At 56.9% G+C, this 18,209-nt stretch carries 24 protein-coding genes; 7 read left to right on the plus strand and 17 right to left on the minus strand.

Going from position 1 to position 18,209, the window contains the following annotated elements; all coding sequences use genetic code 11:
- Positions 1-35: 35 nt before the first annotated feature.
- The 7 genes from rbsD to KW846_RS03600 form a co-directional block, all read right to left on the minus strand.
- Positions 36-440, minus strand: a complete 405-nt coding sequence (gene rbsD / locus KW846_RS03570) for a D-ribose pyranase (RefSeq protein WP_218481345.1) — start codon at positions 438-440, stop codon at positions 36-38.
- Complete coding sequence (gene rbsK / locus KW846_RS03575) at positions 437-1,354, minus strand: ribokinase (protein WP_218481346.1); 918 nt, start codon at positions 1,352-1,354, stop codon at positions 437-439. The genes rbsD and rbsK overlap by 4 nt, the downstream gene beginning before the upstream one ends.
- Before the next feature lie 84 nt (positions 1,355-1,438).
- Positions 1,439-2,458: a LacI family DNA-binding transcriptional regulator gene (locus KW846_RS03580; protein WP_218481347.1), complete on the minus strand. Its 1,020-nt coding sequence runs from the start codon at positions 2,456-2,458 to the stop codon at positions 1,439-1,441.
- A 3-nt stretch (positions 2,459-2,461) separates the two neighbouring features.
- A complete protein-coding gene (locus KW846_RS03585) occupies positions 2,462-3,439 on the minus strand; it encodes an ABC transporter permease (RefSeq protein ID WP_218481348.1) in 978 nt (325 codons plus the stop codon).
- Positions 3,436-4,989, minus strand: a complete 1,554-nt coding sequence (locus KW846_RS03590) for a sugar ABC transporter ATP-binding protein (protein WP_218481349.1) — start codon at positions 4,987-4,989, stop codon at positions 3,436-3,438. The genes KW846_RS03585 and KW846_RS03590 overlap by 4 nt, the downstream gene beginning before the upstream one ends.
- A 55-nt stretch (positions 4,990-5,044) precedes the next feature.
- Positions 5,045-6,016 carry a sugar ABC transporter substrate-binding protein gene (locus tag KW846_RS03595; RefSeq protein WP_218481350.1) on the minus strand — a complete coding sequence of 324 codons (972 nt, stop codon included), beginning with the start codon at positions 6,014-6,016 and terminating at the stop codon, positions 5,045-5,047.
- 193 nt (positions 6,017-6,209) lie between these two features.
- A complete protein-coding gene (locus KW846_RS03600; RefSeq protein WP_218481351.1) occupies positions 6,210-6,671 on the minus strand; it encodes a hypothetical protein in 462 nt (153 codons plus the stop codon).
- 365 nt (positions 6,672-7,036) lie between these two features.
- Between KW846_RS03600 and KW846_RS03605 the strand changes: the two genes are divergently transcribed.
- From KW846_RS03605 to KW846_RS03615, 3 genes are all read left to right on the plus strand, one after another.
- On the plus strand, positions 7,037-8,125 hold the full coding sequence (locus KW846_RS03605) for an asparaginase (RefSeq protein WP_007975695.1): 1,089 nt from the start codon (positions 7,037-7,039) through the stop codon (positions 8,123-8,125).
- Between the two features lie 209 nt (positions 8,126-8,334).
- A complete protein-coding gene (locus KW846_RS03610) occupies positions 8,335-8,574 on the plus strand; it encodes a DUF1654 domain-containing protein (RefSeq protein WP_218481352.1) in 240 nt (79 codons plus the stop codon).
- A 4-nt stretch (positions 8,575-8,578) separates the two neighbouring features.
- Positions 8,579-9,268 (plus strand): endonuclease, encoded by a 690-nt coding sequence (locus KW846_RS03615; RefSeq protein ID WP_218481353.1) that lies wholly within the window; start codon positions 8,579-8,581, stop codon positions 9,266-9,268.
- 84 nt (positions 9,269-9,352) lie between these two features.
- On the opposite strand, the gene KW846_RS03620 is transcribed toward KW846_RS03615, so the two are convergent.
- The gene (locus tag KW846_RS03620; RefSeq protein WP_218481354.1) at positions 9,353-9,718 is read right to left on the minus strand and encodes an SPOR domain-containing protein; all 366 of its coding nucleotides are present in this window, start codon (positions 9,716-9,718) and stop codon (positions 9,353-9,355) included.
- Between the two features lie 250 nt (positions 9,719-9,968).
- Between KW846_RS03620 and csrA the strand changes: the two genes are divergently transcribed.
- Positions 9,969-10,160, plus strand: coding sequence for a carbon storage regulator CsrA (gene csrA, locus KW846_RS03625; protein ID WP_007975691.1), 192 nt, complete (start codon positions 9,969-9,971; stop codon positions 10,158-10,160).
- A gap of 185 nt (positions 10,161-10,345) precedes the next feature.
- On the opposite strand, the gene KW846_RS03630 is transcribed toward csrA, so the two are convergent.
- Positions 10,346-10,801, minus strand: a complete 456-nt coding sequence (locus tag KW846_RS03630) for a DUF2214 family protein (RefSeq protein WP_218481355.1) — start codon at positions 10,799-10,801, stop codon at positions 10,346-10,348.
- A 203-nt stretch (positions 10,802-11,004) separates the two neighbouring features.
- Here KW846_RS03630 and KW846_RS03635 point away from each other — a divergent pair, with 203 nt between their 5' ends.
- A complete protein-coding gene (locus tag KW846_RS03635) occupies positions 11,005-11,757 on the plus strand; it encodes a carbonic anhydrase (protein ID WP_218481356.1) in 753 nt (250 codons plus the stop codon).
- Positions 11,758-11,832: 75 nt separating this feature from the next.
- Here the strand turns inward: KW846_RS03635 and KW846_RS03640 are convergent, their stop codons facing one another.
- Entirely contained in the window at positions 11,833-12,027 is a 195-nt protein-coding gene (locus KW846_RS03640; protein WP_007975687.1) for a hypothetical protein, read from the minus strand.
- Positions 12,028-12,278: 251 nt separating this feature from the next.
- Here KW846_RS03640 and KW846_RS03645 point away from each other — a divergent pair, with 251 nt between their 5' ends.
- Together KW846_RS03645 and KW846_RS03650 are read left to right on the plus strand one after the other, a co-directional pair.
- A complete protein-coding gene (locus tag KW846_RS03645; protein WP_218481357.1) occupies positions 12,279-12,485 on the plus strand; it encodes a hypothetical protein in 207 nt (68 codons plus the stop codon).
- A gap of 553 nt (positions 12,486-13,038) precedes the next feature.
- Positions 13,039-13,248 carry a hypothetical protein gene (locus KW846_RS03650; RefSeq protein WP_218481358.1) on the plus strand — a complete coding sequence of 70 codons (210 nt, stop codon included), beginning with the start codon at positions 13,039-13,041 and terminating at the stop codon, positions 13,246-13,248.
- Positions 13,249-13,336: 88 nt separating this feature from the next.
- On the opposite strand, the gene KW846_RS03655 is transcribed toward KW846_RS03650, so the two are convergent.
- The 7 genes from KW846_RS03655 to KW846_RS03685 form a co-directional block, all read right to left on the minus strand.
- Positions 13,337-14,308 carry a hypothetical protein gene (locus tag KW846_RS03655; RefSeq protein ID WP_218481359.1) on the minus strand — a complete coding sequence of 324 codons (972 nt, stop codon included), beginning with the start codon at positions 14,306-14,308 and terminating at the stop codon, positions 13,337-13,339.
- A gap of 233 nt (positions 14,309-14,541) precedes the next feature.
- A complete protein-coding gene (locus KW846_RS03660) occupies positions 14,542-14,841 on the minus strand; it encodes a hypothetical protein (protein ID WP_218481360.1) in 300 nt (99 codons plus the stop codon).
- Positions 14,842-14,893: 52 nt separating this feature from the next.
- Complete coding sequence (locus KW846_RS03665) at positions 14,894-15,424, minus strand: DUF2514 family protein (protein ID WP_218481361.1); 531 nt, start codon at positions 15,422-15,424, stop codon at positions 14,894-14,896.
- Positions 15,421-15,846, minus strand: coding sequence for a cell wall hydrolase (locus KW846_RS03670; RefSeq protein WP_218481362.1), 426 nt, complete (start codon positions 15,844-15,846; stop codon positions 15,421-15,423). The genes KW846_RS03665 and KW846_RS03670 overlap by 4 nt, the downstream gene beginning before the upstream one ends.
- Positions 15,847-15,904: 58 nt before the next feature.
- On the minus strand, positions 15,905-16,264 hold the full coding sequence (locus tag KW846_RS03675; RefSeq protein ID WP_218481363.1) for a hypothetical protein: 360 nt from the start codon (positions 16,262-16,264) through the stop codon (positions 15,905-15,907).
- Between the two features lie 2 nt (positions 16,265-16,266).
- Positions 16,267-16,986, minus strand: coding sequence for a hypothetical protein (locus KW846_RS03680; RefSeq protein ID WP_218481364.1), 720 nt, complete (start codon positions 16,984-16,986; stop codon positions 16,267-16,269).
- Between the two features lie 64 nt (positions 16,987-17,050).
- A complete protein-coding gene (locus KW846_RS03685; protein WP_256356593.1) occupies positions 17,051-17,914 on the minus strand; it encodes a hypothetical protein in 864 nt (287 codons plus the stop codon).
- Between the last annotated feature and the right edge of the window lie 295 nt (positions 17,915-18,209).

Consider the following 18,209-nt stretch of genomic DNA (forward strand, 5'->3'; position numbering starts at 1 on the left):
CCTTGCGCCAGGGAAATCAAAGCACGGACAGCCAGTCAGAATGTTACGCCAGCGACCAGCACAATATTGCAGTACGGCTGGCACTCGCCTGTACGAACAATCGCCCTCGCCTGCCGGTTCAGGGCCTTGAATTGTTCATGGCTGAGCACCTCACGCCGCCCCAGTGCGCCTTCGCCGTTCAGTTCATCCAGTGCGATCAGGGCCAACGGTTTCTTATCGAGAATCTCCTGAGCCAGCACATGGCTTTCGACCTGCATCTCACTGAGCACCACCTTCAGGGTGCTGACAAAATCCGGAATGCCCTGGGTCAAGGCCAGGTCGATCAATTCAACGCCAGGTGGAACCGGCAGACCGGCGTCACCGATGACGACCATGTCGCCATGCCCCAATGAGGCGATCAGCCGTGACAAAGCGATGTTGAGCAAGGGAGTCTTTTTCATGGAGTTTTAAACGCCTGTACATCGCTCAAGGCGGGAATCGACGGTTGCGCGCCGGCACGGGTGACCGACAGCGCTGCAGCCACCTGACCGAAGCGGATCGCCTGCACTTCATCCTGCCCCGCAGCCAACGCCGCAGCGAAACCACCGACGAACGTATCGCCCGCCGCCGTGGTGTCGACAGCCTTTACGACCGGCGCGGGGAAATGCTCGAAGCGCTGGCCATCGGCAAACAGCGAACCTTGCGCGCCGAGGGTGATGATCACCTTGCCGGCGCCCAGGGCAATCAGCCGGGTTGCCGCGGCTTGCGCACTCTCCAGGGAGTCCACAGTCACTTCGCTCAATGCCGACGCTTCGCTCTCGTTGGGAATCAGGTAATCGATAGACCCGTACCAGTGCGATGGCAACGGACGGCTGGCCGGCGCCGGGTTGAGGATGACCGTCTTGCCCAGCTCGCGGCCGCGTTTGAGCGCATGGCCAACGGAGGCATCGGGCACTTCCAGCTGGCAGATGAGCACGTCCGCCGCCTGTATCACTGAATCAAAACGGTCAATGGCTTCAGCGGTCAATGCACCGTTGGCACCGGGAACGATCACAATGGTGTTCTGACTGCTGTCGTCGACCACGATCAACGCCACGCCGCTGGAACCGTCAATGGTGCTCACCGCCTGGCAATCGATCTGCTCGGCCAACAGCGCCCCGCGCAGTGCGTCGCCATAGGCGTCATTGCCCACACAACCGATCATCGACACCTGGGCGCCAAGCCGCGCCGCCGCCACGGCCTGATTGGCGCCCTTGCCGCCGGAGACGGTGGCAAACGACTGACCAATCAGCGTTTCACCGCCCTTTGGCAAACGCGGCGCGCGGGTCACCAGGTCCATGTTCAAACTGCCTATTACCACTACTTTTGCTGGCATACATTGCTACTCATCGATTCTGTTTCGGCGGCGCTGTTGGGTCAGCGGCTTTCTGTTTTCAACGGCTCTCAACGGCTCTCTGTTTCAACGGCACTGGGCAAACACGCCGGCCAGCGGCGCCGTCGATTCACGGATGACAATACTCGGCGTCACGATCCGCTGATCGGTCGCCAGGCCCGGTGTGGCGATTCGCCGTAAAAGCACTTCGGCAGCCATCTCACCGAGTTGCAGGATCGATTGCCCCACCGTAGTCAACGACGGGTAGACATACCGACTCATCTGGATATCGTCGAAGCCGATCACCGACAACTCGCTCGGTACGCGAATATTGCGCTCGGCGGCGGCCCGCAGCACACCGATGCCGATCATGTCGTTGGCGGCAAAAATGGCGGTAGGCGGATGGCTTTCCAGCAAAATCGCGGCAGCGCTGTAACCGCCGGTGCTGGTGAAATCGCCGGCCAGCATGCGCTCGGGAGAGACTTCGACGCCCGCCTCTTTCAAGGCCCTGCGATAACCCGCCAGACGCATCTGCGCCACACTGGTGTTTTCCGGCCCGCTGATCGTGGCGATGTCCCGGTGGCCCAGCTCCAACAGGTGCCGGGTCGCCAGGTACGCGCCGTATTCATGGTCGATGCGCACCAGGTCGGCATCGACACCGTCCAGTCCGCGGTCGACGATCACCATGGGCGTGCGCACGCCTTTCAGCCCCTGTACCAGGCCACTGTCGCCACCGGCCGAGGCGACGATCAGGCCGTCGATGCGTTTTTCCAGCAGCACACGCAGGTAGCTGCGCTGCTTGTCCGGATTGTCGTCGGAGTTGCACAGGATCACGCAGTAACCGTTTCGCTCGCAGTAATCCTCGATCCCCCTGGCCAGCTCGGCGAAGTACGGGTTGAGGCTGTTGGGGACCAGCAGGCCGATGGTCGCCGTGGTCTTGGCCTTGAGTGAACGGGCCACGGCGCTGGGGACGTAGTCGAGGGTCTTGATCGCGGCCTCGACCTTGATCCGGACTTCTTCACTGACCGGGCGGGTCTTGTTCACCACATGGGAAACCGTGGTGTAGGAAATGCCGGCAAGGGCTGCCACATCTTTGATAGTCGCCATGACTCAGGTCCGCCGGCTTGCGCGTTGACTGCGATAAGTGTCCAGCACCACCGCCACCACGATCACCGCGCCGGTAATGATGCGTTTGGTCGGCTCGGTTGCCCCGATCTGCGCCAGCCCCGCGGCCAGCACGGAAATGATCAGGACGCCAAAAAACGTGCTGATCACCGAGCCGCGCCCGCCCATCAGACTGGTCCCGCCGATCACCACGGCGGCGATCACCTGCAACTCAAGACCGGAGCCGGCATTCGGGTCGGCGGCTTCCAGGCGAGAAATCTGGAACAGCGCAGCAATGCCGGCCAGCAATCCCATCAGGCTGAACACCAGGATTTTGTAGGGCTTCGGATTGATCCCTGCCAGCCGTACAGCCTCTTCGTTGGTGCCGATTCCGATCAGGTAGCGACCGAACACCGTGCGGGTCAACACGGCCTGGGCGACGAATATGATCAGCAACGCAATGATGAACGAGGGTGAAATGCCGAAGGCGATCGGATTGGACAACCAGGCGAATGCGTCGCCGATGTAGGCCGTACGCGAACCCGTCATCTGGTACGCCACCCCGCGCGCCATTTCCAGCACACCCAGGGACACGATGAACGACGGTATCCGCCACGCCACCGTGATCGAACCGGTGAGGGTGCCGGCGAGCGCCGCGACAGCCATGCCGAGCAACGCTGCGGGCAGAACGCTCCAGCCCCAGCCCAGTATCGCCACGCTCACGGTCGAGGCCGCCAGTGCCAGCACCGAGCCTACCGACAGGTCGATGCCCCCGATAATCAACACAAAGGTCATGCCGACCGCCAGCACCATCAGGTCGGGAATCTGGTTGGCCAGGGTGCTGAACGTATCGTAGGACAGGAAGTGACTGCTCAGCACCGAGAACAGCACGATCATCGCCAACAAGGCACCCGCCAGGCCCAGATAGGTGCCCAGGCCATAGAAGTTGCCACTGCGTGTGCCGGCGATAGAAGCGGTTTTCATGGAAGATCCCTAGGCGCGGCATCGAAGCGCTGCGCATCACGTTTTTGGTAGCCGGCAAAAGCAGCGGCAAGCAACTCATCCTGGGTCCAGCTGTCGCGCTCGAACGTATCGATCAGGCTTCCTGCCGACAGCACACCAATCCGGTCGCAGATCAGCATCAGCTCGCGCAAGTCGCTGGAAACCACCACCAGCGCCTTGCCCTTGCGAGTCAACTCACCGAGCAGGTTGTAGATATCGAACTTGGCACCGACGTCGATGCCCCGGGTCGGCTCGTCGAACAGCAGCACCGAGCAATCGCGCTCCAGCCAACGGCCGATGACGACTTTCTGCTGGTTACCGCCGGACAACTCGGACACCAACTGTGCCGGACCGGAGCTGCGAATGCGCATGGCGTCGATCTGCCGCTGGGCCAGGGCGTTTTCGCCATCGTTGTCGACAAAGCCGGCGCTGGAGATGCCGGGCATGTTGCCCAAGGCAATATTGGCACCGATCGACTGCGTCAACAAAAGGCCTTCGCCCTTGCGATCTTCAGTGATCAGCGCGATGCCATGCCCGACTGCATCCACGGGCGAACGCACAGTGATGACCTGCGCCGGCGAGCCCAGGGCAATCGTGCCGCTGTCGGCGATATCAGCACCGAAGATCAGGCGCAGCAACTCGGTGCGCCCCGCGCCGATCAAACCGGAAATGCCGAAAATCTCGCCGGCACGCACTTCGAACGACACGTCGCGAACCTTGTCGGCACGGGTCAGGCCCTTGACCGTCAACACCGGGGCGCCGATCTTGCGCGCCCCCATATCAATGTGTTCGCCGAGCTCGCGGCCAACCATCAGGGTGACCAGTTGCTCGCTGTTGTAGTTGGCCATCGGCGCGACACAGACCAGATTCCCGTCGCGCAGCACGGCAATGCGCTGCGCGACCCGCGCCAGCTCTTCGAGGCGATGAGAGATATAAATGATCGATACGCCGCGAGCCTGCAGGCGGGTGATCTGCTCGAACAGCATTTCGACTTCGCGTGCCGTGAGCATCGCGGTGGGCTCATCGAGAATCAGCACATGACAATCGCCGATCAGGTTGCGGGCGATCTCTACCATTTGCTGATGACCAATGCCCAGTTCGCCGACCAGGGTATCCGGGTCAATGGCGTCGAGTCCGACCTGAGCCATGGCCTCGAGGGCAGCCTTGCGCAATTGCTTGCGATTGATCCAGCCGCCGCTGTTGGGCAGATTGTGAAGAAACAGGTTTTCCGCCACCGACAGGGTCGGCAGCAGATTGAGTTCCTGCATGACCATGCGGATGCCGAGGTCTTCTGCCTGGCTCCGGCTGCCTGGGCGATAGTCATGCCCCTGAAACTGCATCTGTCCGGTAGTCGGCGCGACCAGCCCACCAATGATTTTCGACAGCGTGCTTTTGCCTGCGCCGTTCTCGCCGGTCAGCGCCAGCACTTCACCGCGCATGAGCGTCAGGTCGATGCCGGCCAGGACCGGTTGGGCGTAGGTCTTGCCGATACCGCTGACCGAGAGGACAGCGTTCGTAGCGCAAGCGGACATAAAAACTCTCCACGCGCCCGTCCGGCTGGACGAGCGCCATTGCGTCGCCAGAAGGTTACTGTGTGACCTGCTCTTTGGTGACCAACTCTACCGGCGTTTCGATCACGCCATTGGCACCGCCATCGACCTTCTCGCCCTTGAGAATCTTCAATGCCGTCTCGATGCCGAACACCGCCTGCCTGGCTGCAAACTGGTCGGCAGTGGCCAGCACTCGACCATCCTTGAGCATCGGCTGGATGGCGTTGATGTTGTCGTAGCCGACCACTTGCACCTTGCCGGCCTTGCCCGCGGCGCGCACGGCAGACACCGCACCGACCGCCATGCTGTCGTTGCCGGCCAACAGGGCCTTGGTTTGCGGGTATTCGCTGAGAATCGAGGCGGCCACCTTGTTGCCTTTGTCGATTTCCCAGTCACCGGATTGCAACGACACGACCTTGATCTGCGCCGCCTCCATCGCATCCTTGAAGCCTGCGGTGCGCTGCTGGGCATTGGTGGTGGTGGACACACCTTCGATGATGCCGACTTCGTCACCGGCCTTCAGCTGTTTGGCCAGGTAATCGCCGACCAGGCGTGCGCCCTTGCGGTTGTCCGGGCCTACGAACGGAACACTGATGTTTTTGCTTTTGACCACGGCGGGGTCCAGCTGGTTGTCGATGTTGATCACGGTGATACCGGCATCGATGGCTTTCTTGATCACTGGCACCATGGCCTTGGAATCTGCCGGCGCAATCACTAGCGCATTGACCTTGGCCAGGATCATTTGCTCGACGATGCGCGTCTGGCCTGCGGTGTCGGTTTCATCCTTGATGCCGTTGGAAATCAGCTCGAATTCGCCGGAGTGGTCTTTCTGATAGGCCTTGGCGCCGTCTTCCATGGTCAGGAAAAACTCATTGGCCAGGGATTTCATGACCAGTGCGACTTTCGGTTTTTCTGTGGTTTCAGCGAAGGCAGAGGAGACAGGCAGTGCAGCGGATGCGGCAGCCAGCACAGCGACAGCGAGAAGACGTCCAGCAAATGGCAGCTTCATGGGTTCACTCCGATCTTATGATTATTGTGAGCAACGCTTGCGCCGGCGTAAGCTTCACGACCCACTGTGATGGAAAGCCAATACAGTGGATCGCGCAAACGTTTGCGTGACCCGGACTATGCGAATCCTGCCGGTATTTGTCAACGACCTGAAAAGTGCTTTCAGAGAGGATTGGCGAAAAACGGCATTCAACTCATGCCGTGGTGTTGACCACCGATCCCGTGCCGGAACCCTTGGCCAACTCTTTGATCAGACTCGCACTCACCTGCAGGATGGCGCCGTTGGTTTCGGCAACCTGCCCCTGAATGGCCGCTACCGCGGTGGTCTTGGCTTCCGGGGTCGGATAGGACGCCGCCTGGGCCCGGGCCAATTGCTGCTGTTGCTCACGCAATTGATCCTGCAACTCCTTCAGGCGCTTGAGCAGGACCTTTACCGCAATACTGGTGTTATCGCTGGTTTCCGATTCGGCCTGTGCGCCGGCACTTTGTCCCAGACCTACCGAACCGGTTTTAACCTGGCTACCGTCGCCTTCCTTTACACCCAGCGCTTGGGCAGCCGAATCCTCTGTTGCATCGCCCAAGGCACGAATGGTCGCCGCGGACTTTCCGCCGATGGTGATGCCCGCGGCATTCGGGAAGCCAATAGATAACGACATGTGAACTCCTGCAGAAATAGATCCCTTGAAGGAGCATCGACCGACGCGCGTTTTTCTTTAGTCGTTAACGACGATTTGACGCCCTTAAATTTTAAACAGGAATCTTAAACAGGACTGCCATCTGTTTCGGAGAGCCGAACGCAAAAGTTAAACATGTTCGGCAATCCGGACGCCCGACCCCAGAACCGCCTCCGGACACAAACTGCAATACCTTTACAAATCATTAAGTTAAGCGTGTTTTTCGATTCAGGGTGTTACTGGTACAGATCCTGCTCTCCTCCTCGCACCTCCGGCGCTCAGATTCGCCCGGGGCGTATCTAGATGAACCTGCATCTGCACCGTCTCACAACTAGAAGAGAAAAATAATGACATCTGCACTCAAGACCTTTGTTCCGGGCGCCTTGGCCCTGCTGCTGCTTCTGCCGACCGCCCTTCAGGCCAAAGAAGCCGAAACCCAACAAAAACTGGCCAACGTGGTGATCCTGGCCACCGGTGGCACCATTGCCGGCGCCGGCGCCAGCGCCGCCAACAGCGCGACCTATCAAGCGGCGAAAGTCGGCATTGAACAACTGATCGCCGGCGTTCCAGAACTGAGCCAGGTGGCCAACGTTCGTGGCGAGCAGGTCATGCAAATCGCTTCCGAAAGCATCACCAACGAAAACCTGCTGCAACTGGGCCGCCGCGTAGCCGAACTGGCCGACAGCAAAGACGTCGATGGCATCGTGATCACCCACGGGACCGACACCCTGGAAGAAACCGCGTATTTCCTGAACCTGGTGGAAAAAACCGATAAGCCGATCATTGTCGTGGGCTCCATGCGCCCGGGCACCGCGATGTCCGCCGATGGCATGCTCAACCTGTACAACGCAGTGGCCGTGGCCAGCAGCAAAGATGCGCGAGGCAAAGGCGTGCTGGTGACCATGAACGATGAAATCCAGTCGGGTCGCGATGTCAGCAAAATGATCAACATCAAGACCGAAGCGTTCAAAAGCCCCTGGGGTCCGCTGGGCATGGTGGTAGAAGGCAAATCCTACTGGTTCCGCTTGCCAGCCAAGCGCCACACCATGGATTCCGAATTCGACATCAAGACCATCAAGAGCCTGCCTGACGTCGAGATCGCCTATTCCTACGGCAATGTCAGCGACACCGCCTACAAGGCCCTCGCCCAATCAGGCGCCAAAGCCATCATCCACGCCGGCACCGGCAATGGCTCGGTATCGTCTCGCGTGGTCCCTGCCCTGCAAGCCCTGCGCAAGGACGGCGTGCAGATCATTCGTTCCTCCCATGTCAACGCCGGCGGCTTCGTATTGCGCAACGCCGAACAGCCTGACGACAAATACGACTGGGTCGTGGCCCACGACCTGAACCCGCAAAAGGCCCGGATCCTGGCGATGGTTGCGTTGACCAAGACCAATGACAGCAAAGAGCTGCAGCGGATGTTCTGGGAATACTGATTCGCCCTCGCCCGACCGATCCGGTCGGGCACCCTGTGCGCCATTCTCCAGCCCTGGCGATTGGCGCCGCTCGATCTGACAAAAAACTCCCTGCGCCTTACACCAAATGGAACAAACCGCTGTCAGAGGATTTTCTTGATTTTTAAGCAGTTGCGAAATTGCCTACAGTTAAATACTGTATGCACGTACAGCTCAATAAGGATAATCCCATGGACACTACCTCTGCCGCTCCTGACGCCTATGTACGCATGGGCCTGCGCGTTCAGAAAATCATCAACTCCCCCACCGCACAAAAGGCCAGGGCAGCACTGATCTTCCGCCTGCCTGACGAGCCGGTGGACGAATGGGAGCACTTGCTGGAAGAAATCGACGAGAACGACAACGTCACCCTCGCTTATCGCGACGATGGCGGCGTGCAGATTTTCTGGGTTGTGCCGAAGGAAGATTGAGTTGATGAGTGTCCGCTGGTTTGCTTTGTTTTTTGTATTTTTTGCCATGCCTGCGCAAGCCGACGCTCCACGTACCTTCACCGAAGCGAAAAAGGTCGCATGGAAACTCTACGCCCCCCAATCCACCGAGTTTTACTGTGGCTGCAAGTACACCGGCAACCGGGTGAACCTTGCCGCCTGCGGTTATGTGCCGCGTAAAAATGCCAAGCGCGCATCCCGCATCGAGTGGGAGCATATCGTTCCAGCCTGGCAGATCGGTCATCAACGCCAGTGTTGGCAAGAAGGCGGTCGCAAGAACTGCACCCGCTACGATCCGGTTTACCAGAAGGCCGAAGCTGACTTGCACAACCTGGTGCCCAGCATTGGCGAGGTCAATGGCGATCGCAGCAACTTCAGTTTCGGTTGGCTGCCCGAACAGTCGGGACAGTATGGTTCGTGCCTGACCCAAGTCGACTTCAAGGCCAAGAAAGTCATGCCCCGCCCTTCCATTCGCGGCATGATCGCCCGGACCTACTTCTACATGAGCAAGCAGTATGGCTTGCGCCTGTCGAAACAGGATCGGCAACTGTACGAAGCCTGGGACAAAACCTATCCCGTACAGGCCTGGGAGCGTCAACGCAACCAGAGCGTGGGGTGCGTCATGGGACGCGGCAACGAGTTCGTCGGCCCGGTGGACATGAAGGCCTGCGGCTGAATCCAGGCGACATCTGAAACAAAAAAGGCCTCGCGGCTAAACCCCGAGGCCTTTTTGTTTGCCCAACACCTTCGCTGTCGAACGTTATTGAGCGGCCGGACGCTCAAGCACCAGCAATTCGATGTTCTGCTTCTTCGAACGAGTGAGCGCCGCACGGACTTCATCCTGCTTGGCCTCGGCCTCGGCTTTCGAATTGAACGGCCCCATCAGGATTCGCGTATTGCCATTTTCCTTGACGACGCTGGACATGAAGCTGTGCTCGATCAGCCAGCCACTCAAATCGCTGACCGCCTGAGGGGTTTCACCTCGCACTTCAAGATCCCATTGCGGGCCGGACACTGCCGCGGGTACGGCAGCCATCGCCGGCTTAGGCTTCGGCGCATTCACACTGCCGCCCTCACCACATCCCGTCAGTGCCAACATCGCGAATACCAAGACCATTTTGTGCACGGCGTTTCCCTCTAAATGCTTAAAGCGCAGATTTTAACATCCATGAATACTTCACGAGTGCCGTAAAATGGGCTCAAAACAACGAGAATCATGGTGGCGGCCTCTGTATAGTTACGCCTTGGGAATTAATGCCACATCTGCGCGTCAGAAAGAGGCACCCAAACTGTGAGACTTCGCACTAATCTATACATACCACCGACCTCTGCACTGTCCGAATCAGGTGCCCCACAAAGCAATCAAGGAGAAGACCATGCTGATACTCACCCGCAAAGTCGGTGAAAGCATTAATATCGGTGATGACATTACGATCACCATCCTGGGCGTAAGCGGCCAGCAAGTCAGGATCGGCATCAACGCTCCGAAGGACGTTGCAGTGCACCGGGAAGAAATTTATCAGCGCATTCAGGCCGGCCTGACCGCCCCGGAAAAGCCGCAATCCTGAATTCTGCTGCAGTCAGTAGCCAGCCCGTTCAGTGCGCAACCACGGCTGGCTAAAGATTCAGCATCGCAACGCTTCCGCCTGCTTTCCCACGCAAGCTTTCAGGGGGCGATACTAGCGACAAGCTCAAGTCCCTGGCTGTCAGACATTTCTTGTTTATCCTGGGGAAGGACGCGTTCACTGCGTGATCAACCAAACATCACCCCGCGCGTCATGCCAGTCGCCGCCACCACCATCAACAGCACCAGTAGTGCCTCGACATGACTGATCCGTGCAAACAGCTTTGCACGGCCGGTATCGAAGGCGACTTTACGGCCCAACGCTATCCGCCATTTGATCAGCGTCATCATGGGCGCAATTTCCAGCAGCAAGATCAGCACGAACAGCGTCATCTTCAAATGAAACAGCGGCTGATGCAGGTAATAGTCCGTGCCTTTCTCGTACCCGCCAAAGGCTCGCATCCCCCCGCTGATCAGCAGCACTACAGCCGAAATACCCCAGATATTGTCCGCGATCAGGACACTGCGCACCTCTCCTGCCCCATCGGCCAAGCGCCGAAAAGCCGTGCCTCGCGTCAGCACCGCCCAGAATCCCAAGGCAACCGCCAAAAGATGAACCGCCGCCAGAAACCAATGAGTCAGCATCGAGAAACTCCTGCCAGGTAGAAGCTGTATGAGCCTGACAGTAGTAGCCCATGAAGTGGTTGCTTGCACGGCATCCGCAGACCAGACCCGGTACACAATATGACAGACCAACTAGACTCCACTGCGCTGGCATTGAGCTACCGTGGCAGTTCCAGCCCCAACAGCAACTCACTCTCACCGCATTGAACTGAGTAAACAAAATCATGTGTGAATCATGTGATTCAAGCTCTGCTTCAAACACAACAGGCCGTCGTCGTTTTCTTCAATTTGCCGGATTGAGCGCAGGCGCCCTGCTGCTGACCGGCACACTGCCCGGCAAGATCATCCAGGCAGCCGAGAAAGCGTCAGCCCCACCCAAACCACAAAACGTGCTCAGTCCCGACATGGCGCTGAAAAGACTGATGGAGGGCAATGAACGATATGTAAGCGGTACATCCAAGACTCATGATTTCAAGGCTGAGCGAGAGGCCCTGGTGTCGGGCCAAAATCCGTTCGTGGCCGTGCTGAGCTGTTCTGACTCGCGCATCGCCCCGGAGTATGCGTTTGATACTGCGCGCGGCGATCTTTTCTCCATCCGCGTCGCGGGCAACTTTGTCACCCCGGAAGGCCTGGCCAGTCTTGAATACGGGGTCGCCGTACTGGGCGCCCCGCTGATTCTGGTACTCGGCCACGAGAGCTGCGGCGCCATCGAGGCCGGCATCAAGGCCGTCAAGGACCAGACGGTTTTCCCCGGCCATATCCCGAAACTGACCGACGCACTCAAGTCGGCCATCGAGGCCGTGCTCAAGCAACCCGGAAACCTGATGGAAAACGCCACCGCGCAGAACGTCAAAAACTCGGTCAACAGCCTGAAACAGGCTTCACCCTTGCTGACCGATGCGCAAAGCAAAGGCATGCTGAAGATCGTGGGAGGTGTCTATCGCCTGGCGAGCGGCAAGGTAGAGCTGATCGCCTGACCCACAACCCGCACATCGCCAGCATCGGCGCATAGCGCCGCATGCAAAGAGCCCAGCGCGATGGCTGGGCTCTGGTTACTTCCGGTTTTCCATCATTTTGTCGGCCAGGGTTTTAGCCCTCTCGATCAACAAATTCTGCCTGTCTTCATGCGTAGCCCCGCCCACAACCGGGGCTGTCAGATTGCTTTCGGCAATCAATGCGGCGCAGAAGTATTGATCCCAAACGGCTTTGTCTACGGGTGCCTGTTTGCTGATTTGATCGACGTTCATAGGCGGCTCCTTTCAATGAGGCAGCCCCACTAGTTTACGCCTGAATGGCAAAGAATCCGGACCAACATCCACCGCTGCCCGCCATTCGTCGCCTGCGAAAACACGACGATGAGTTCAACCGCATCCGTGGCTTGAGGATTGCACAGATCGCGCGTAGCAGCGCCGGAACGACATAATTCTGACGCAACAGCCATTCAATCAATGCTTAAGGACTCCAGCGATACGCTTGGTCAGTCACCGGGAGATGTAACGTGTCAACGCTCAACGAAATCGCAATGAACCACGCGAGAATGGCTAAGGAAAAGGCAGCAGAGTCGACCGAACTGAGCGAGCGACACCTCCAGATTGTAGGGAGCTTCGAGGTACCGTCCATTGATGTACAACAGAACATCCCCATGCACCTGATCGCGGGAGCGCAGGAGGTGCATCTGGTTCATGCGACGGGTTTCGCGCTCTGAGCTTTTATGAGGCAAGCGACACACTGATCGATTTACCCGGCAGCAGGTAAGTGAATTCAGCACTGGTTATGGAACATGCCATCTGGATGCAATCATCTGTTGCCTGGCTCCCACCCGCCCCTCGCCTCACAATCCCCCGAAAAATCTCGCAGGCGTAACGCAGTGGGTGAGGCTCGTGGCCAGACGGCGACGGACCTGGCTTCGCTTTCGTTGAGTCTGGAGGTAGACAGCAACAACAAAAAAGGGCCCACCTTTCGGTGAGCCCTTCTAGACCGCCCAGCAGAGCGGATTTTGTTTGGTAGGCGCGATTGGACTCGAACCAACGACCCCCACCATGTCAAGGTGACCCCGAAACCAGTGCAAGCTATTGATCCGAAAGGAAAAGTAGGTGGTTTTGACGAGGTACAAAATCAGCATTTCACCCTATAAGAATCAATAACTTAGCGTTGTATATTCCTACAGTAGTGTCATCCCTCCCCGGCGTTCTGCCGACCTGAACCCCAAGCCAATAGCTCGCCCCCTGCTACGCTGAAAACTCCACGGAGGATTCGCGATGCCAAACTCAGATCTGCTCCCTTCCCTGCTCTTCAAAATTAACGAAAACCAACTCGCCCTCGAAGCTGCCATCCTGGAACTGTCGAACTGGGTCGAGCAACGCGGCGCGGCCGACGTCGCCGATAACATCCGTGGAGCCTTACACACCATCGATAAAAATGAAGAGTTCATAAAGCTGACGCTCGCGGTGCTGATGACACCCGATTGACATTCATTAGAATGGATTGAGACCGGGATAGTCTTTGACGCCGGAGGCAACTCAAGCAACCATCAGCATTTAGCATTGCTGCCAATTCTTACTCATCCGGTAGACCAAGCTTCCCTCCCTCAGTAAAAACTAGATGTTGGTCAAGATTAACCACTATCCGGGAATATTCAGGCGCCTCTGCTATCGGCCTTTGTGTGAATAGAGAAACGTTGCAGTAATCAAGCACACGCAAACCGGATTTAAAAACTTGAAACTCCAAATCCAGTACATCACCGTTACCTTGTGGGACTGCACAGCTAACATTGCCCACTACCTGAAGCTCTCCGAAGGTATTCTCTTTCAACTCAAGTGGAAAACCATTCATTACGGCGTTATTTTCAGCAGAGATCTGGCAGCTTCCGAGCGCATCGCCCCCGAAGTCGTATGCCGTTTGATGCATCAGTAGCATTACGCAAATTATTATACCCGACTGCTGCGCTCTAATTGCTTTCTCATCAAAAACTAGGTCGTTCGACTTCAGAACAGAAATCAAATCATCTATCAGCTCATCTCCTGAAAATGCAGGATAATTTCCTAAGAAACTAAGAAGATGTTGAATAGGCGCAAAACTCTTTTCATCCTGGGGTATCGGCTTCTGGAAAGTAGTCGTTTTTTTTGCTTTGTCGTCTTTAAAATAATTATCAATCCGTGCCCGGAGCCCGTCAGGACTGATATTAAATCTCTCTCGTAGCTCTTCTGGCTTGCACTTACCTACCTGATACTTCATTAGCTTTTTTACATACAGCGGCATTGGGTGATAAATGGGAAGCGGTTTTTTTTGATATGGGTAATCGAGATAAAACTTGAAGCTCAGAAAAAAAGCCTCTAGTGAATCACTTATGAGCCCGCGATTCCGAACGTCGTTGTGAGCAACAAAGTCAGCGGCCTCCCGAAAGACCTTGGCTGCACCAGAGTAGGCGCGGAGCCGCATAAACAGGCTATCTATATCATTTTCATCAAAAGTGCCTTCTTGGATTTTACTAACCATTTTTTGCGCTTTCGCTTTTTCATTGGCTTTCATCGCCTAGACACTCCTTTTTGATGATTGATTCTGGCGAACGCGCCGCTGCTAAATTGGCATTCAAATTCGATTAAAAGCCTTACTCTAGCTGTTTTTAAATCGTCGAAGCATGACGACGCCCACTCCCTATATCAGCATCACAGGCTCCCGCTGGCAACCCACGTATCAGCAGAGCAAGTTCAAGTCCTTATGGTAGCTCGCTGCGTTGATGACGCCGGGTTGACGTTTCGGTGTCATACCTCCCTGCACCACCACGACTGCGCATACAGGCAGCCGTTGATTTCCTCCAGGCCGCTCAGCGTGAAAGCGTTGGTCGCCATCCCTGAGATTCGAGCATCCAGCAGCGGCGGAAGCGGAACCGCATCAAGCGGCATGCCCGCTGGCCGGATCTCGGCGATATCGCTGGTCCGGTTCAATTGCTCGCACATCTGATTCCTGATGTTGATGTCGGCACGAATCCCTGGCGTTTGCCGGATTGCCTTCCACTCCCGGGCGACACCCTTCTCTCTCATGCGCGTAATCAGGAAATACATGGCTTTCTCGATACTGGATAAATAACCAGTATCGTAATCGAACGCCGGTCTTTCAATGAAGAGCTGACGATCGGATCAACCCGTCATACGCCTGCTCGCAAGTCATTCCCCTGGCTCTGGCTTGGTCAGCAACTGCAGCCAGGTCGCCCGCTCGCTGGTCAGCGCGCTTGAGCACGTCGGCAAGCACAGCGGCGGCACGGGCAGCTGCCTTGCTTGCGGCGGCAGTGCAGGAATTGCCACTGGCTTCACTGGCTGCGAGGCGACGGGCAAGGTTGTCGGCTGCGCCGCGCAGGCCGTCAGCAGAAGCGCGAGCGGCAGCAGCATCAGCCATTGCTTGATCGATGTTTCGTTGCCCATCTTGAACCGCCTTGTTGATTGACTGTTGGTAGGCCTGCTCTCTGGTGCGCTCGGCGGCTTCGTTGAGGGATTTCGCCTCAGCATCTCGGGTGTCGCGGGCATTCCATGCCGACTGCCACTTTTCATCCGTTACCGTTACGCCGTGGTGATAGGCGCCGAACAGCGCCCCGGCCGCCAGAGTCAGTGCAGCGATGCAAGGAAGGACCTGCAGCCAGATCGGTTTCATGGCACGTCCTTGAAGAAGACGTGCCCGCCCAGTTTGAGCGTCTGCTTTGCCTTCGCCGCCCAGGCTGGAGGCGTCTTCATGGCGATCGCGTAATAGTGCGTGGCGCCGCCGGTGGGATCTGGCACCTTGCCATCAATCACTTGGTCAGCGGCAATCCGCACCTGCGCCAGCTCGCGGAAAGGGATCTGCTTGGCGCCACTCAGGGAGGCAAAGTTCGGGTCGTTCCTGTTCCAGCAGCTGAACTGGTAGGGCTTCTGGCACACGCCGGCATAGCCCTCGCCCCACCACGATCTGTCCTTGCCGTCGTTCACGCGATTGCGGATGGTCCAGGCCACAGCAATCCGGCCGGCCAAGGATTCGCCGCGGGCCTCGCCCCACAACGTACGGGCGAGGATGTCGCGGTCTTTCTCGGATACAGTCATCACTTTTCTCCAAGCGAAAAAAAACCGCTCAAGGCGGTCATCGATGTGCAAGTCATGATCAGGCGTCAGCGACCACTTCCTCCGGTGTCGAACGCGGCGTTTCCATAGCCGGCGCTTCCGGCACCAGGATGTGCAAGGTGATCATGTGCTTCAGGTCATACGGTTGACCGTCCTTCGTGACCGTCACCGTCAGCACGCCGTCAGCGAAGTCCGTTTCCACATCAGCGCGGCCGTCCACCTGGTTGATCGTGTAACCCCATCCATCGTCAAGCGGCGGGAATGGAACCATACCCAGGCATCCGGTAATGCGGTACACGCCAACAGATTCGCGCGACGACGCAACGAGACCTGCCCCATTGGTTACGAAGTCGTAGGTCGCGCCCGTAGCGCCGAGGACATTGATTGCTGCTCTTGCCATGGTCAGATCGCCTTCAGGGTGCCGTCAGCGGCACGGGTGGTGTTGCCAGTGTGGTAAACCTCGCGCATCAAAGCGGTCGAGTACGTTCCAGATCGGAAATACATCCGCCCAGAAAAAGACATAAGGATCTGCGATCCGTATGAAGGGCTGTCGTAGCCCGCATTGATCATGGTGCCTTGGGTGGAAGACTCAGGCGCTCCAGTCGTCGAGGCCGACCACGTTTTGAAAGAATTCCCATACACGTTAATGGTGCTCGCGTTCGGAGACTTCACATCATCGACAAGCATCACGTTTCCGGTAGCAGATCCTGCGGCGAGCGTAGAAGCACTGCCCAGCCCCAGGCCGTTACGCGCAGTCGCTTGTGTCGTCCCGCCAGTCCCGCCCTTGGCCACCGGCACGATGTTCTCAGTCGAAACCGAGCCGAGCCCTGCGAGCGTCGTACCCCATTGCTGCAGAATGTCCCGCGCCTGATCGGCGAGTTGTTTCACGTAGCCTTGAACCGGGGCCACCGTATAGCCAGCACCACCTACCGTGACGCCCGCATAAGGCGGATAAATCGCCAACACCGTTGCGCTGGCGATGTTGGTCACTTCATGCAGCGCGCCATTGGGGCCGATGAAAGCATCCCCCACCCGGGCATTGGCCGCGAAATCCGTGCTAACGCCAGTAACGGTCGTTGATCCATTTGTAACAGTCACTGTTCCCGCTCTGTACCAGGGCATAACGACGTCCTTAATTTGGTCAATAAAAAACCCGCTCTAGGCGGGCTTGTTTGAATTAGCAGAATCAGTTGAATGGGAATGGAAGATTCGCAGTAGTGATAATTAACGCTACTGGATACCTGTCAGAAGGGATGTTGTACCAACCGCTCGGTCTTGGGGCCACACCTGTTACGAGTGTCGTTCCTGCTGACGCCCCAAAGAGGAAACTGATACCACCAACACGCCCATAGACCCCTTCCTGAACAGCATACGAAATCGGTGTTGAACCTTGGGTATCAACTGTAGATCCACCCCGTGACCACGGTAGATATGCGGCGTATTCAACACCTGCCGTTAACGCCACATCAAACCGACAATCTTGCTTACTGCTGTTCCAGTTATTATCGTTTTGACGTGATACAAAGTATCCACCGGTGTATGCCGTTTGAACCCCATAGGCACCAGCTGGCGCTGTCGGGCCCGGAGGTTGATATGTACCTGCAATATTCAATGGTGGCTGTAACGAGTTGAACGTCAGGATGCCGCTTTCGTTGTAAGTCTTTAAATACGGTGACCCCGCAATATTGTCAGCCATTAAATCAAAGCAGTAAAACTTAGTGTTTGCACTGGCATTGGAATAATGATAAGCAATACTAGTCCCTGAAGTTGTGGAGCCATTTAGACAACCTGACCCAACGATAAACACAATGGGGGATTTAGCGTTTGTTACAGTGAGGCTCCAAATTTGGTCCCAGTTTGCGAGATCATTCACCTGAGTCGAAGCATACCAATTGGACCCATCAGATGGGTCAAGTTGGGCCGACCTTAGAGTGCGACGTGTCCAAGACGAACTATACGCAAGGTAGCCACTTTTAACCAATCCATATGTGATTTTTCTTGTATCAAACAGCAAACTACCATCTGACTTAGTAACAATTAGTTTTGACATCAATAATAGCCATAGTAGATTCGTGCGTTGACCGAAAAGAACCCCCACCCATTTGTCGGATAGGAGTATGCCCACGTCAACGAAGTACCAGACAGCGTTACGCCGGGCAGTTTGCCAGTGCCAAGCCCCGTACTTACCAACGGCACAATGATGTAATACATAGTTTTACCAGCCGGAGGGGATGGAATGGTGATACCACCATTCGCAGCCCCCGTATCGACCGACCCCATTGTTTGGCTAATGTTCATGGTCATATCAACCATTACTTTATTATCCGCACTTCTAATTGTAAGTC

Origin of the sequence: Pseudomonas sp. PDM32, from assembly GCF_019219225.1 — a bacterium.
Lineage (GTDB): Bacteria > Pseudomonadota > Gammaproteobacteria > Pseudomonadales > Pseudomonadaceae > Aquipseudomonas > Aquipseudomonas laurylsulfatiphila.

Excerpts from the sequence above, each read along its gene's own strand:
- rbsD (WP_218481345.1), bottom strand. The coding sequence starts at position 440 with ATGAAAAAGACTCCCTTGCTCAACATCGCTTTGTCACGGCTGATCGCC.
- rbsK (WP_218481346.1), bottom strand. The coding sequence starts at position 1,354 with ATGCCAGCAAAAGTAGTGGTAATAGGCAGTTTGAACATGGACCTGGTG.
- KW846_RS03580 (WP_218481347.1), bottom strand. The coding sequence starts at position 2,458 with ATGGCGACTATCAAAGATGTGGCAGCCCTTGCCGGCATTTCCTACACC.
- KW846_RS03585 (WP_218481348.1), bottom strand. The coding sequence starts at position 3,439 with ATGAAAACCGCTTCTATCGCCGGCACACGCAGTGGCAACTTCTATGGC.
- KW846_RS03590 (WP_218481349.1), bottom strand. The coding sequence starts at position 4,989 with ATGTCCGCTTGCGCTACGAACGCTGTCCTCTCGGTCAGCGGTATCGGC.
- KW846_RS03595 (WP_218481350.1), bottom strand. The coding sequence starts at position 6,016 with ATGAAGCTGCCATTTGCTGGACGTCTTCTCGCTGTCGCTGTGCTGGCT.
- KW846_RS03600 (WP_218481351.1), bottom strand. The coding sequence starts at position 6,671 with ATGTCGTTATCTATTGGCTTCCCGAATGCCGCGGGCATCACCATCGGC.
- KW846_RS03605 (WP_007975695.1), top strand. The coding sequence starts at position 7,037 with ATGACATCTGCACTCAAGACCTTTGTTCCGGGCGCCTTGGCCCTGCTG.
- KW846_RS03610 (WP_218481352.1), top strand. The coding sequence starts at position 8,335 with ATGGACACTACCTCTGCCGCTCCTGACGCCTATGTACGCATGGGCCTG.
- KW846_RS03615 (WP_218481353.1), top strand. The coding sequence starts at position 8,579 with ATGAGTGTCCGCTGGTTTGCTTTGTTTTTTGTATTTTTTGCCATGCCT.
- csrA (WP_007975691.1), top strand. The coding sequence starts at position 9,969 with ATGCTGATACTCACCCGCAAAGTCGGTGAAAGCATTAATATCGGTGAT.
- KW846_RS03630 (WP_218481355.1), bottom strand. The coding sequence starts at position 10,801 with ATGCTGACTCATTGGTTTCTGGCGGCGGTTCATCTTTTGGCGGTTGCC.
- KW846_RS03635 (WP_218481356.1), top strand. The coding sequence starts at position 11,005 with ATGTGTGAATCATGTGATTCAAGCTCTGCTTCAAACACAACAGGCCGT.
- KW846_RS03640 (WP_007975687.1), bottom strand. The coding sequence starts at position 12,027 with ATGAACGTCGATCAAATCAGCAAACAGGCACCCGTAGACAAAGCCGTT.
- KW846_RS03650 (WP_218481358.1), top strand. The coding sequence starts at position 13,039 with ATGCCAAACTCAGATCTGCTCCCTTCCCTGCTCTTCAAAATTAACGAA.
- KW846_RS03655 (WP_218481359.1), bottom strand. The coding sequence starts at position 14,308 with ATGAAAGCCAATGAAAAAGCGAAAGCGCAAAAAATGGTTAGTAAAATC.
- KW846_RS03660 (WP_218481360.1), bottom strand. The coding sequence starts at position 14,841 with ATGTATTTCCTGATTACGCGCATGAGAGAGAAGGGTGTCGCCCGGGAG.
- KW846_RS03665 (WP_218481361.1), bottom strand. The coding sequence starts at position 15,424 with ATGAAACCGATCTGGCTGCAGGTCCTTCCTTGCATCGCTGCACTGACT.
- KW846_RS03670 (WP_218481362.1), bottom strand. The coding sequence starts at position 15,846 with ATGACTGTATCCGAGAAAGACCGCGACATCCTCGCCCGTACGTTGTGG.
- KW846_RS03675 (WP_218481363.1), bottom strand. The coding sequence starts at position 16,264 with ATGGCAAGAGCAGCAATCAATGTCCTCGGCGCTACGGGCGCGACCTAC.
- KW846_RS03680 (WP_218481364.1), bottom strand. The coding sequence starts at position 16,986 with ATGCCCTGGTACAGAGCGGGAACAGTGACTGTTACAAATGGATCAACG.
- KW846_RS03685 (WP_256356593.1), bottom strand. The coding sequence starts at position 17,914 with ATGTCAAAACTAATTGTTACTAAGTCAGATGGTAGTTTGCTGTTTGAT.